This is a genomic window from Sphingobacterium yanglingense (assembly GCF_004363245.1).
In the GTDB taxonomy this organism is placed as follows: domain Bacteria; phylum Bacteroidota; class Bacteroidia; order Sphingobacteriales; family Sphingobacteriaceae; genus Sphingobacterium; species Sphingobacterium yanglingense.
In genome coordinates this window covers 500,487-514,898 of sequence record NZ_SNYV01000015.1, presented here as the reverse complement: position 1 = coordinate 514,898, position 14,412 = coordinate 500,487, and the positions used below count along the sequence as shown (strand labels likewise).

At 39.9% G+C, this 14,412-nt stretch carries 7 protein-coding genes and 2 tRNA genes; 8 read left to right on the top strand and 1 reads right to left on the bottom strand.

The window, feature by feature from the left end; all coding sequences use genetic code 11:
* The first annotated feature begins 101 nt into the window (after nt 1-101).
* The 3 genes from porW (at nt 102) to uvrC (ending at nt 7,465) form a co-directional block, all read left to right on the top strand.
* Nucleotides 102-3,257 (top strand): type IX secretion system periplasmic lipoprotein PorW/SprE, encoded by a 3,156-nt coding sequence (porW, locus tag CLV99_RS16025; protein ID WP_133585519.1) that lies wholly within the window; start codon nt 102-104, stop codon nt 3,255-3,257.
* 16 nt (nt 3,258-3,273) lie between these two features.
* The gene (locus CLV99_RS16020; RefSeq protein WP_133585518.1) at nt 3,274-5,520 is read left to right on the top strand and encodes a penicillin-binding protein 1A; all 2,247 of its coding nucleotides are present in this window, start codon (nt 3,274-3,276) and stop codon (nt 5,518-5,520) included.
* A 133-nt stretch (nt 5,521-5,653) separates the two neighbouring features.
* A complete protein-coding gene (gene uvrC, locus CLV99_RS16015) occupies nt 5,654-7,465 on the top strand; it encodes an excinuclease ABC subunit UvrC (RefSeq protein WP_133585517.1) in 1,812 nt (603 codons plus the stop codon).
* A gap of 60 nt (nt 7,466-7,525) precedes the next feature.
* On the opposite strand, the gene era is transcribed toward uvrC, so the two are convergent.
* Nucleotides 7,526-8,404: a GTPase Era gene (gene era / locus CLV99_RS16010; RefSeq protein WP_133585516.1), complete on the bottom strand. Its 879-nt coding sequence runs from the start codon at nt 8,402-8,404 to the stop codon at nt 7,526-7,528.
* 116 nt (nt 8,405-8,520) lie between these two features.
* Between era and CLV99_RS16005 the strand changes: the two genes are divergently transcribed.
* From CLV99_RS16005 to CLV99_RS15985, 5 genes are all read left to right on the top strand, one after another.
* A tRNA-Met gene (locus CLV99_RS16005) sits at nt 8,521-8,592 on the top strand.
* A 131-nt stretch (nt 8,593-8,723) separates the two neighbouring features.
* A tRNA-Met gene (locus CLV99_RS16000) sits at nt 8,724-8,795 on the top strand.
* Between the two features lie 63 nt (nt 8,796-8,858).
* Nucleotides 8,859-9,101: a GIY-YIG nuclease family protein gene (locus CLV99_RS15995; RefSeq protein ID WP_133585515.1), complete on the top strand. Its 243-nt coding sequence runs from the start codon at nt 8,859-8,861 to the stop codon at nt 9,099-9,101.
* Between the two features lie 370 nt (nt 9,102-9,471).
* Nucleotides 9,472-12,549, top strand: a complete 3,078-nt coding sequence (locus tag CLV99_RS15990) for a SusC/RagA family TonB-linked outer membrane protein (RefSeq protein ID WP_133585514.1) — start codon at nt 9,472-9,474, stop codon at nt 12,547-12,549.
* A gap of 18 nt (nt 12,550-12,567) precedes the next feature.
* Nucleotides 12,568-14,301, top strand: a complete 1,734-nt coding sequence (locus tag CLV99_RS15985; RefSeq protein ID WP_133585513.1) for a RagB/SusD family nutrient uptake outer membrane protein — start codon at nt 12,568-12,570, stop codon at nt 14,299-14,301.
* Nucleotides 14,302-14,412: the final 111 nt, after the last annotated feature.

Sequence of the window (14,412 nt, the reverse complement as noted above, 5' to 3'; positions counted from 1 at the left end):
TAGTGTTTTTTAACTGCGATTATGCTGTAATAATTAATACTTTTGTAGTGTTTGGGGGCGAAGTGTTTGAATCCGATTACCTTAATATATAGGTTTATAGAATGTTAGTTTTAATTTCGAAATCTGCCTTACGTTATTTACTGTTAGGAGCTACCTTATTGGTAACCTTTTTTATTTTTTTTGCATCCTGTAAGAGTGCTAAGAATAAGAACAGATCCTTTGACAGGGCTAATGGCACTAAGGAAGATAAGGAATATAATTTTCGACAGAATTTCACTACAAAATATAATATCCTTTACAATTCAAACCTCATGTTGGATGAGGAAAAGGAAAATATTTTTCATAGTGCAAAGAAGAACTACCAAGTCCGTCAGACGGTGTTTGACGAACCTCAAGGTGACGGTGAAGCCCACAAGCTAATGGACTCCCTAATCCAGAAAGCGTATAAGATTGTTAATAACAAGCAGGAAAGCAAGTACGTTAATGAGGCTTACCTTTTAATTGGGAAGGCTAACTACTATAAGGGGGCATATCACACTTCAATAGAATTTTTTAATCATTTGCTCCGCTCTGCAGTGGAAGAACAGAAAGAATATCTTCCTCTCGCTTACGCTTGGAAGTCAAGGGCTCTTTTGCAGATTGGTAAGAATGACGCTGCTAAGCTGGCGGTTGATTCCTCTTTCGTAACACTGGATGAAGAGAAACGTACGCGGACTTTTGTAAATGCAGCAGCGGCCAATTATCATGTTCGGATTGGTGAAGAGCTGGCCGCAATCCCTTACCTAGAGTATGCTTTGGAATCCAGTGCTAGTTTGATTGACAAAAGACGCTGGACCTTTCTGCTGGCTCAGCTGTATATGGATAATGGAGAAAAGGAGAAGGCTTATCTCTATTTCGATAAGATTTCAAAAAGTAATGTTCCCTTTGATATGGCGTTTGAAGCGAGTCTTCAAGCCGCATTTTTGGAGGGAGGTAAAGGAGGAAGTGTTGAAGAGCGTGTTAAGCCTTTGAAAAAGATGCTTAAAGAAGGGAAAAATGATGGCTATCAGGATCAGATACTTTACCAAATTGGAGATATTTATTACGAAGCGGGAGAAACGAAGGAGGCCTTAGCATATTTTGAAAGGTCATTGGTCCAACCTAAACGTGATGAGTATCAATCTACAGAAACTTATCTGAGATTGGCAGAGCATTATTTCAATAATCAGTATTATTTTAAAGCCCAGAACTACTTTGACTCTGTCGCCATGGTGTTGCCGTCAGATTATACTGACGTAAATAAGGTACGTCGGAAGTTAGGATATATGGATGAAATCACCCAATTATATCAAGAAATTTCGTGGCAGGATACCTTACTTCAATTGGCCGCTCTGCATGATACCGCGCGTGAAGCAGTCGTGGAGACGTATGCACAGCATCAGTTGCAAGTGAAGAAGAAAGAGATTGAAGAGAAGGAGAAACTAGCTAAGAGAACCAAGAAAAAATCTGCTGGTGTTTCTGTTACCAATACCGCTTATGCAGCTTACGGACAGGGACAGTCTATGGATGTTTCTGGAACCACGGATCGCGCTTTTTATTTTAATAATCCTGATGAGCTATTGGTCGGGCAGAGTGCCTTTAAGCGTCGATGGGGAAATCGGCAACTCAAAGATAATTGGCGCTATGATAGTGATAATTCTGGGAACTTATCAGTCAAACAGACAGCGCTTGCTGTGCAGGATACGGCAATAGAAAAAAAGGCGCTGGATGAAGAGCTATTTATTGCAACAGCAAAAGCTCGTTATATAAAAGAAGTTCCTACAAATCAGGAGGCATTTGAGGCAAGCCATAAAATTGTACATGATAAGCTTATTGTAATAGGTAATATTTACAGGGATTATACGCAGGATAACAGAGATGCTATTAAGGTGTATGAAGAATTCTTAAGGAGATATCCAAATACGGAAGCTGCTGCGGAGATATATTATTCTTTATATAGAATGTACGATGGTATTGATAAGGCAAAATCACAAAACTACTTTAATAGACTTGTGACACTGTTCCCGAATAGTCTGCATGCAAAGGTTGCTAAAGATCCATCTTATATGGATAAGATAAAAAGGGATAAAAATATTCTCGACCGGGTCTTCGAAAAATTGTTTACGCTCTACGCAAGTGGTGACCATGCAGCAGTTATCAGAGAAGCTGATATCGATCTTAAAGAGCGTTTTGAAAACACAGCTTTGGTCGCTCAAGTCGAATATCTAAGGGCGCTTGCAGTGGGACGTGTTGGTCGCGTGGAAGATTTTACTGCAGCACTCCAAAGTATTACCGAACGATATCCATCAGATAGTCTTGTTGTGCCGTTGGCAAAGGAAAATCTAGCGTTTATAGATAAGAATCCTCAATATTTTGTGAATCGAGTCAATGCACTTCAGGATATGGACAAATCTCGTATCGCTTTCGTTGATGAACCGGATATGACTGCATGGCCTAGCCTTGGTATCTATGGTGATTACAGAACTGGTACGGCAATTGTTAGGGAGATACCAAAGCCCGTTGAACAGCCTAAGAAAGAGGTTGTGGTTGCTAAGGTAGAGAAGAAGGTGAAAGAGGAGCCCAAGAAGGAGGCTGTGCTTGTTAAGGTAGAGGAGAAAGTGAAGGAGGAACCTAAGAAGGAAGTTATAGTGGCTAAGGTGGAGGAAAAAGTGAAGGAGGAACCTAAGAAGGAAGTTATAGTGGCTAAGGTGGAAGAGAAGGTGAAGGAAGAGGAAAAGAAAGAAGTATCTCTAGTTGATGTTAAGGGAACTGATAGGCTTGCCACAAATGGAAAAGTGAACACGGATGTGAATATAGTGGGGAAAGATTTGAAGCTGTTGGATTCAAAAATAGACTTTGGTCCGAATGATTATAGAGACAAGAAGTTATTTCCAGATACAGCTGAATATTATTTTACAATAAATGTTCTGGATCCTAAAGTAAATATGGCGCCAAGTCGTTATGGACTAGGACAATTTAACCGGACAAGGTATAGTAATCTATCTATTAACCATCAACTAGCGGTCATTAATGGAGAAAACCAACTAATCTTTATTGGTCCGTTTAAGACTTTTGAAGAAGTAAAACTATATGAGTCAAGGTTGTTGCCATTGATGCCAGAAATAATGAAAATACCAGGAGAAATTTATAATACCTTTGTTATTACAAAGCAGTCTATCCCGGCACTGACAGATGGTGTAGAGATAAAGAAGTACCATCAGAATTACATAGAACAATAGCGGATATTTTTATACGATGAAGAGAGAATCGAAGAACATTAAACTAACACCGGAGGAAATAAGTAAATATACGCGTACATTTTGGCAGATTTTAATAGGCGTAATAGCTCTAGTATGTTTGTTTTTAGTCGGTGTGCGTGTTGGGTTGTTTGGAAAGCTGCCATCGTTTGAGGATTTGGAGAACCCTCGTAGTAATCTGGCATCAGAAATTCTAACAGATGACAATCGGGTGTTGGGAACCTACTATCTTCAAAATAGATCAAATGTAAAATATAGTGAGTTATCTCCCCATTTGGTACATGCCCTTGTATCTACAGAAGATAAGCGATTCTATGACCATTCAGGGATCGATTATTTTAGAACGTTGACAACAATTTTTCATACGGTTGTATTACGTGACAAACAAGGAGGTAGTACGATAACTCAACAGTTAGCACTTAATCTGTTTTCTGAAAGACGCGAACGTAGCACTATAAAACGTGTTATGCAGAAGTTTCAGGAATGGATTACAGCTGTGCGTTTAGAACGGAATTATACCAAAGAGGAAATTATTATGATGTACTTTAATACCGTAGATTTTGGGTATAAAAATACATTTGGTATTAAATCTGGTGCCCGTACGTTTTTTAATACAACACCCGATAAGTTGACAGCGGAACAAGCTGCGTTACTAGTAGGTATGCTGAAGGGGCCTACCATGTATTCGCCAATAAGAGCTGCGGATAAAGCATTGACTCGTCGTAATCAGGTTTTGATTAATATGCATGCGGAGAATTTTTTGACGGATGCTGAGCTTGCTGAGGCTAAAAACAAACCCTTGGGATTGGATATAAATATCTCAAGCTACGGAGAAGGTTTAGCGCCTTACTTTAGATCTGTACTGAAGGACGAGATTAAAAAGGAATTACAGCGACTCTCTATTACAAAGGCTGACGGTACCCCCTACGATTTGGATCGAGATGGTTTGCGAATATATACTCCCCTTAATTATAAGATGCAGGAGTATGCCGAACAGGCGCAGAAAGAATGGATGCAAAAACTGCAACGTGAGTTCGATAAGCAGTGGCGTAGTAGAGATGCGTTTTCGGGCGAAAGAGCCAAGTTGCTCGAGACGGGTATGAGACGCTCGGATCGTTATAGGGAGTTAAAGGAAAATGGTGCTTCTGCAGAAGAAATCAAAAAAGCATTTAATACGAAGGTGTCAATGAGTATATTCACCTGGCGTGGGTCTGTAGATACAGTGATGACGCCAATGGACTCAATTAAGTACAATAAATTGATACTTCGTAATTCAATGATGGCCATGGATCCGATGACAGGACATATCAAGGCTTGGGTCGGAGGAGTCAATTTTGAACATTATAAGTATGACCACGTAAAAATGGGTACGAGACAAGTTGGATCAACAGCCAAACCTTTCACCTATGCGGTAGCAATTGATAATGGTTATTCTCCTTGTTATACGGTTCCCAATCACCAGCAGACTTACGGTAACTGGACTCCTCGTGGAACAGTGCAAGGTGGGGACCCTATTACATTAAAGAATGCGATCAAGTATTCACAAAACTTTGCAACTGCTTTTGTTATTAATGAAGTTGGAGCGTCTAGTGTTGCAGATTTGACGCGTAAAATGGGGGTGACGTCGGATGTGCCAAATTATCCTTCGATTGCTTTGGGAGCATATGAAGCTTCGGTGTATGATATGGTTGGGGCTTATTCTGCTTTTGTCAATCACGGTACGTGGATCGAGCCAACCATGATTCTACGCATAGAAGATAAGAACGGTACGCCTATCTATGAGCGTACACCTAAAGTACTGAAAGTGCTGAACAGCGAATCTGCTTACATCATGGTCGATATGTTGAGGGGTGTGGTTGATGGAGGTACAGGTTCCCGTGTTCGTAGAGCGGACTATGGTGGATTGACTATTCCTATGGGAGGGAAGACTGGAACTACAAACGGTAACGCCGATGCTTGGTTTATCGGTTTTACACCACAATTAGTTGCGGGAGTATGGACAGGAGCCGAGGATCCGAAAATTAGTTTCAGTAGCATGCAATACGGACAAGGTGCCGCTGCGGCTTTGCCGGTATTCGGACTGTTTATGAAAAAAATATACAGCGATAAATCTTTAAATTATACGAAGACTGATTTTCCAAAACCACCGGAAGGCATGACGCGTGTTATGGATTGTTCGGAATATTCGAGGTATGAAGGTTATTCCTCGGAGCCTGAACTGCAAGATGATCGGTTAGGTTTTTAAATTAGATGTGATCTTTGTGGTCACAACAATATAAGATGCTCACCGCAGGAAAATACTCTTTCGGTGAGCTTTTTGTTTGGTGTTGTTCTAGTCTTAGGATTGTCCTACGATAAAAATAGAGGTTGAAAAAGTAATGAGTTCATTTGACTATAAAGCAGAATTAAAGCGGATTCCGCACAAACCTGGGGTATATCAATATTTCGATAAAGATGATGTGCTGATTTATGTTGGTAAAGCTAAGGATCTGCGGAATCGGGTGGGTTCCTATTTCGTCAATGAACGGCAACTCAATTCAAAAACGAAGGTCTTAGTCCGTAAAATACAGCGTATCGCTTTTACAATTGTTGATACCGAAATTGATGCATGGCTTCTTGAAAACAATCTTATCAAAAAGCATAAGCCGAGGTATAATGTCATGCTCAAAGACGACAAGACTTATCCTTGGATTGTGATAAAGAATGAAGCCTATCCTCGTGTGTTCTGGACGCGCAACTATGTCAAGGATGGTTCGCGATACTATGGGCCCTATGCTTCGGTAGGAATGATGCATATTGTTCTGGATACGATACGCGAGCTTTTCCCATTAAGGACCTGCTCGTTGAATCTATCGCCGGAAAACATAGCTAAAGGGAAATATAAAGTCTGTCTTGAATATCAGATTGGGAATTGTAAAGGACCATGTGAAGGTCTACAGAAGCAGGAAGAGTATGATCGAAACTTAGAAAGTATTAAAGATATTCTGAACGGTAAGATCGGTGCGGTTACCTCTAGGTTGAAAGAGCAATTGGCCGAGGCTATTACTGCGCTGAACTTTGAAGAGGCACATCTTTTGAAAACAAAGCTAGATAAGTTAGATAACTATCAGAGTAAATCTACCGTGGTTAGTTCGTCTATTACTAATGTCGATGTCTTTAGCATTGCCTCGGATGAAGGTTACGCTTTTGTCAATTTCCTAAAAGTAATGAATGGAGTTGTAATCCAGACACAAACATTGGAAATGAAGAAGCGACTCGATGAAAGTGATGAAGAGCTCTTGGCTATCGCGATCCCGGAGATTAGAAATCGCTATAAGAGTGTTTCGCGCGAGATTATTGTGCCATTTGAATTAGAGATTGATGGGCTTCCATCTGAAATTAACTTTGTTGTGCCCAAATTGGGGGATAAGCGGAAGCTTTTAGATCTATCACTTAAGAATGTAGCTTATTTTAAGAAGGAGCGATTGCTTCAATATGAGAAATTAAATCCAGAGATAAAAACAGAGCGTCTGTTGAGCCAGATGCAGAAAGATTTAAGGATGAATGTGCTGCCACGGCATATTGAGTGTTTTGATAACTCTAATATTCAAGGGAATTTTCCAGTATCTGCTATTGTGGTCTTTAAAGATGGCAGACCATCTAAAAAAGATTACAGGCATTTTAACGTAAAGACTGTGGAGGGGCCTAATGATTTTGCGACTATGGAAGAAGCGGTTTTTAGGCGTTATCGACGATTGTTGGATGAACAGCAGGAATTACCTCAACTGATCATTATAGATGGAGGAAAAGGGCAATTGGGGGCAGCTTTAAAGAGCTTAAGGCTTTTAGGGATAGAAAAGCAACTTACGGTTATTGGGATTGCAAAACGATTGGAGGAGCTTTACTACCCTGGAGATCAGTATCCCCTTTATTTGGACAAGAAATCTGAAACTCTTAGGGTGATACAGCATTTGCGTGACGAAGCGCATCGCTTTGGAATTACATTTCATAGGAATCAACGCAGCCGCAAGACCTTTGTTTCTGAATTGGAAAATATACCAGGTATTGGAAAGACTACGGTCGAGAAGCTCTTAAAGACCTTTAAGTCTGTGAAGCGGATTAGAGAGGAGTCGGATGATAATTTGGGACAGGTGCTCAATACGAAACAGCTCAAAGCCCTACGGTCTTATTTTGAAATGCCTATAGAATAGCTGTACTTGGGGTGTTATTGATAAAGAGGTGCCGCATATCTGCTGGCACCTCTTTATTATTTAATCGTCGTATCCAAAACGTTTTAAATGGTTCTTCTTGGATCTCCAGTCGGGAATGACTTTTACGAATAATTCTAAAAATACTTTTCCATCAATAAATTCTTCAATATCCTGTCTTGCGTAGGTACCTACTTTTTTGATCATAGCACCTGCTTTACCAATAAGAATGTTCTTTTGGGAATCCCGCTCTACGATAATTTCCGCTGCGATCCGCGTGATCTTAGGTTCTTCTTTATAGGAGGTTACCACGACCTCTGTACTATAAGGGATTTCTTTGTCATATAGCTTGAAGATTTTTTCACGGATTATTTCTGAAACGAAGAAACGCATAGATTTGTCCGTAAGCTCGTCTTTCTCGTAATATGGAGGGTGTATAGGTAACTTGTCCTTGATATAAGTCAAAATAGGAGGGACATTATATCCTAATAAAGCCGACATCGCGAAAATAGCTTCGGGATTGAGCTTCTCTTTCCAAAATTCCATTTTCTCTTTTACTTCTTCTTCGGAAGACTTGTCTATTTTATTGATTAGAACAGCCACCGGAGAAGAGGTTTTACGTAATTTATCTAGCACATCACTCTCGTCATATTTCTCGTGTATATCAGTCACAAATAAAATAATATCAGCATCGATCAATGAACCTTCGACAAAATTCATCATAGATTCTTGTAGTGTATACTTGGGAACGATCACTCCAGGAGTGTCAGAAAATATTATTTGATGGTCTTCATCGTTCACAATTCCCATAATACGATGACGGGTAGTTTGAGCTTTAGGCGTGATGATAGACATCTTTTCGCCGACTAAAGCATTCATTAGCGTAGACTTACCTGCGTTTGGCTTACCAATAATACTTACGAATCCTGCTTTGTGTGACATTATTTTGCTTTTTATTTGTTTTGCAAAGAAACAAATAATATCTTTGTACTCCAATTAAGGGAGTAAATAATCTTTGATTTTGCTAGCAGAAGCAAAGATTTGAAATAAAAATATATTGCGGGGTGGAGCAGTGGTAGCTCGTCGGGCTCATAACCCGAAGGTCATCAGTTCGAGTCTGGTCCCCGCTACTAAAAAAACTTGAAGCGCGAGGCTTCAAAGAAAAATGAAAGCATTTCGAGATAGAGCTATAAAGCTCATCGGCTCTTATCCGCCAGTTGGCGGACATCGGTTCGAGTCTCAAAATTGCAATAAGATATATTGCGGGATGGAGCAGTGGTAGCTCGTCGGGCTCATAACCCGAAGGTCATCAGTTCGAGTCTGGTCCCCGCTACTCAGTAGAAAGCTTAATCGTAAGATTAGGCTTTCTTAGTTTTATAACCAATTTAAAGAAATCATGTATACTGTTTACGTGTTGCATTCACCTGTTTATGATAAGATCTATATCGGTTATACTGGTAATTTAGCTAATCGTTTATTGAGTCATAATGAGCTGTCGACAAAAGGCTGGACGGTTCGGTACAGGCCATGGGATTTGCTCCATCAGGAGGAATACAGCAGTAAAGAAGAGGCAATGAGGAGGGAACGAGAATTAAAGAGTGCTCAGGGCCGTGTTTTTATCCGTGGTATGTTGGCTTGAAGGGCTCTTATCCGCCAGCTGGCGGACATCAGTTCGAGTCTGGTCCCCGCTACTCAGTAGAAAGCTTAATCGTAAGATTAGGCTTTCTTAGTTTTATAACCTCCTGAGAACAAGATGTTGTTCTTTCTAAATACGGATGTTTTTTTGTTATTCAGTATGCAACTTTTAATTTTTGTTCAGTAATGTTAAAATGATTTAGCTATAATTATTTAAATGTTACATAATTGTTGTTTATGCAAACGATTGTTCAATTTGCGCAAACGTTTGATGTTAACATAGAGTTTTTAAAACTGTAACATTAGGGTAATTTGGAGCCATAAAACTAGATTGTGATAAGGACTAGTTTGCCGAATACCTTAAATTAATATTTATGATAAAAAGATTTTCAAAACCTTTTTTTGTCAATGGATTCTATTCGATTACTTCAGCGGTAGTGTTAGCATTGGTGGCGCCTAATTTAGCTCATGCGAACTTTGTTGTTCATGGAATCGGTGATAATACTATAGAAGGGCAAAAAAACATTTCCGGAAAGGTAACTTCTAGTTCAGGTACTTTAAGCGGTGCTACGATTACAGTTAAGGAAAACCCTGGTGTAGCAACATCTTCTGATAAAGATGGTAATTTTTCGATTTCTGCTGCTGTAGGACAGACATTGGTTATTACTGCTGTGGGATATGAACCTCTAGAAAAGAAAATAACTGGCGAAGTATTGGCGATTGTGTTGGTGGAATCTAGTGAGGCATTGGAAGAGGTTGTGGTAGTAGGATATGGTACCCAACAGAAAAAGGAAAGTTTAACTGGAGCACTACAAACTGTCAGTGGTAGTAAATTGAGAGATGTAACTACTCCTGCTGTCGAGAATATGTTGAATGGTAAGGCTGCAGGTGTCTATGTTTCTCCCGGAGGAGGAAAGCCTGGCGCTAGAGGGGCTGTAGTTATTCGTGGACAAGCCACTTTGAGCGGTACTTCAAGTCCATTATGGGTTATTGATGGGGTGATTGTGGGCTCTAGTCCTGGCGATATTAATCCAGATGATATTGCGAGTATGACTATTTTGAAAGACGCAGCTTCTACATCCATATACGGTTCGCAAGGAGCTAACGGCGTTGTTGTAGTCACAACCAAAACACCTTCTGCTCAAAAAACTAGTTTGAATTTTTCAACGAAGGTGGGTTTCAATCAACTCCATAATGGTAACCTTGAGATGATGAATGGTGAGGAGCTTTATGATTATTATAAATCGTTTCAGAATGCTGATAAAATTGATTTCAAGCTTTGGAATGAGGATTTAATGGAGCGTGATTTTGATTGGTGGAAGTTAGCGACGAAAACAGGGTTTGTTCAGAATCATAATGTGTCTATACAAGGAGGAACAGAAAAGCTACAATCTTTACTTTCACTTGGGTATTATGATGAAGTTGGCGCTGTAAAAGGCTATGGTTATGATCGCTACAACGTGCGAATGAATACAGTTTATAAACCGTTTGATTGGTTGACTATTAAGCCTTCTATTGTAGGTGCGCGTAGGGGAGTGGATGATCGTCAGTATTCGACAGGTGCGATGTACTCGAATTTACCTTGGGATAGTCCTTATGATGAAAGTGGTAAACTCGTGCCACACCGTTATAGCGGATGGGTTAATAGTAATAGTACGAACTATCTGTACGATTTACAATGGAATCATGGTTCGAGTACGAATTATGAGTTAATGGGTAATCTGGATTTTGATATTAAGATAACGGATTGGTTAACCTACTCGTCTATAAATAACTATAGGTATAATACATCTAGTAAGAGTACTTATACCGACCCTCGATCTAATAGTGGCTTGAACGTTAATGGGCGTAACGAAGACTACAGGACAGAGTATGCAAGAAGGTATACGACGCAAATTCTGAGAGCGAATAAAAGGTGGGGTAAGCACGCTGTTAATGGTATTGTTGCTTATGAGTTTAATGACTATTGGGCAAAGATTCTGGATGTTTATGGGACAGGATTTATTCCAGGTTTCGAAGTTTTGGATGCAGTGTCAATACCTGAGCGTACTAGAAGTAGTATAAACGAATGGGCGACACAGTCTTATTTATCTAATGCGAATTATTCTTATGATGACAGGTATTTAGCGCAAGTGTCTTTCCGTAGGGACGAAGCGTCCAACTTTGGTAAAAGGTCTGGTAACTTCTACTCTATTAGTGGAGGATGGAACATTCATCGCGAGAGTTGGTTTAATGTGGATTGGGTTGATAATTTGAAGCTTCGTGCAGCATACGGTACAGTAGGAAACAGGCCTAGTTCGCTTTATCCACAGTATAGTTTATATGGAGTAGGGGGGGAATATAGCTATGATGCTCTGCCTGGTATGCTAATTACTCAAATTGGTAATAGGGGGTTGACTTGGGAACAGACAGCCACAACGGGTCTTGGAGTAGATGCGGCTTTATTCGATAACCGTTTAAGGGTGAACTTGGACTGGTATGATAAAAACACAGATAATATCCTTTACAAGGTACCTATTCCTACAGCTACAGGGGTGAGGGATGTATGGAAGAATATTGGTGAGATGAATAATCGCGGCTTCGAAATTACTGTTGGCGGAGATATCATTCGTAAGAAAGATTGGCTTTGGTCTGTGGATATTAACCTAGGGCATAACCGGAATAAGTTGACGGGAATGTACCAAACAAGACAGGCAGATGGTTCTTATGTGTTCAAAAATATTATTATAGGTGATGATACCAATATAGCTGGTTCGGCGAGTAGAGTATTAGATATTGGCCGCCCTGTGGACACCTATTACTTGAAAGAATGGGCTGGGGTTAATCCGGATAATGGAGCGCCGATGTGGTACATTGTAGATCGTGACGCAAATGGCCAGGAGGTTGGAAGAACGACAACATCTGAATACGCGAAAGCAACTACAGAGAAGTTAGGTAAAGCGTCAGCGGATATATTTGGTGGTATCAACACATTTTTAAGCTATAAGCAGTTCGACTTGGCTGCAGTATTTGGCTACTCTATCGGTGGAAAGATTTACAATTACTCACGGCAGGAGTACGATGCGGATGGTACATATACCGATCGTAATCAAATGAAATTACAGAATGGTTGGAGTCGTTGGGAGAAGCCTGGGGATGAGGCTACTCATCCTGTCGCGCTTTATGAAAATAATATGAACGGGAATAAGGTTTCTTCTCGGTATTTAGAAGATAGTGATTTTTTACGTTTACGGTCTCTGACGATTGGATATAACTTTAATCTTGAGAAGTATAAAGTGAAAAACCTACGTGTGTTTTTTGCAGGAGAAAATTTATTCACTTGGACGAAGTATTCAGGCGTAGATCCTGAGTTGCCTGTTAAGGAAGATGATGGCAAGATATTAAGTTCAACAGGGACCGATGTATATCCATCCGTTCGGAAGTTTATGTTCGGTGTAAATGTTTCATTTTAAGAAGAGCAAGACAGTTTTATGAAAAAGATAATAATGATATTGATCGCATCAGCTTCTCTTGCTGCTTGTGATATTGATAGGATGCCTTATGGCTCGATGGAGTCTGAGAATATAATAGGTAATCCAGAGGCGGCTATAGACGGATTATTGAATGGAACGTATGCACAGTTGAAGGCATGGTCCGATCCAATGCACAGAGCTGGTGAATACGCAGGGGATAATATGATGATTCGGGGAGCGTCTACTGATGATTTCTATGAATTTATTTCCTTTTCTCGAACTCCTGAAAATGGACGATTGGGACAATTTTGGGATGATAGTTATATTGCAATCGCTCAGGCTTCGAATATATTGAAGATGATAAAAGAAGGGCAGAGCGAAGAATTGGATAGTAAACTTGGTGAGTGTTATTATATTCGAGGAATGCTGTATTTCTACCTAGTTCGTGCTTACGGTAGACCCTACGCGCAGAGCCCAGAAACAAATTTAGGTGTGCCTATTGTGAATGGTACGCCAGATAATGTCATTGATGGTTTGCAACTACCAGATCGTTCTACAGTAAAAGAGGTGTATGAGCAGGTCATTAGTGATCTGAAAAAGGCTGAAACGATGATTGCTAACGAACGGAATGGCAAGAAAAGAATGCCAATTGTAGCGTCAAAAGGAGCAGCACAGGCTTTGTTGTCCCGTGTGTATTTATACATGAGTGGTACTTATGAATCGCCAAATGTACAATACGCACAGTTGGCTGTAGATTATGCTGATAAAGTGATTTCATCAGGATCATATGTGCTCTTGGGGAGGGATCAATTTATGAAATATAATACCTATACGCCAGAAGCAAATCCAGAAACAATTTTTGCGGTTAAGCGTTTAGCTTCAGAATTTTCCGGAGATGATCATTTTTATGGAGTTGGAGGTATGTATGCGAATATTGGTGGACAAGGTTGGGGGGAAATGTATGCCAGTGGAAAATACATTGATCTATTAAATGAAACAGGTCGAAATGATTGGAGGCCGGACAGCTATAAGATTGTTGATGCGAGAGCTGCATTTATTGAGCCTACATATTCTAAGGATGAAAAAACAGGTAAATACCTAGAGGTTTTTCGTTTTATAAAAGAAAATGATAATCAGACATGGAGTTATGTACAGGATACTGTGGTGCGAAGCGGATCTACTGTTTCTACTAAAAATAATAAAGATACCTATACACTGACTCCTGTTAATGTCGAGCAAGGTGTATACAGTATCAAATATAAAGATGGCAAAACTTATAGCGGTGTGTTAGATTATTACATTAACTTGAATAGAGCCTATCCGCAGTTTTATATCACAAAAGCTTCAAGAGAAGGTGAGGATTCACATTTGCATTCGCCAGTTATTAGCCGTCTTGGGGAAGTTTATTTGAATCGTGCTGAAGCTTATGCTAAACTGAATAATTACGGAGCAGCTTTGTCGGATTTGAACCTTATCCGTAACCGTTCTATTGTAAATGGAGGCTATGCTTCATTGGATGCAAGCAATGCAAGTGAACGGATAGATAAAGAACGTCAATTAGAGTTGGCTTATCAGGCTGAACGTAGCTATGATGTGTTTAGAAACGGTGAATCTTTGACGAGAAGATATCCAGGACCTCATAATCAAACAGAAGTGATTAAAGCTACTGATTATAGAGTGGTTTATTATATTCCTCAAAGTGTTATTAATTCATATCCAGGTACATTAACGCAAAATCCTACGGGCAATTAATAGGATTCGGCAAGTACTTGCTTTTTTAGAAGCCTCACATATTTTATGTGGGGCTTTCTTTTTGATTCATTGTCCTTTGTTGTGATGAAAATATTATCTAGGAAGTTGCTG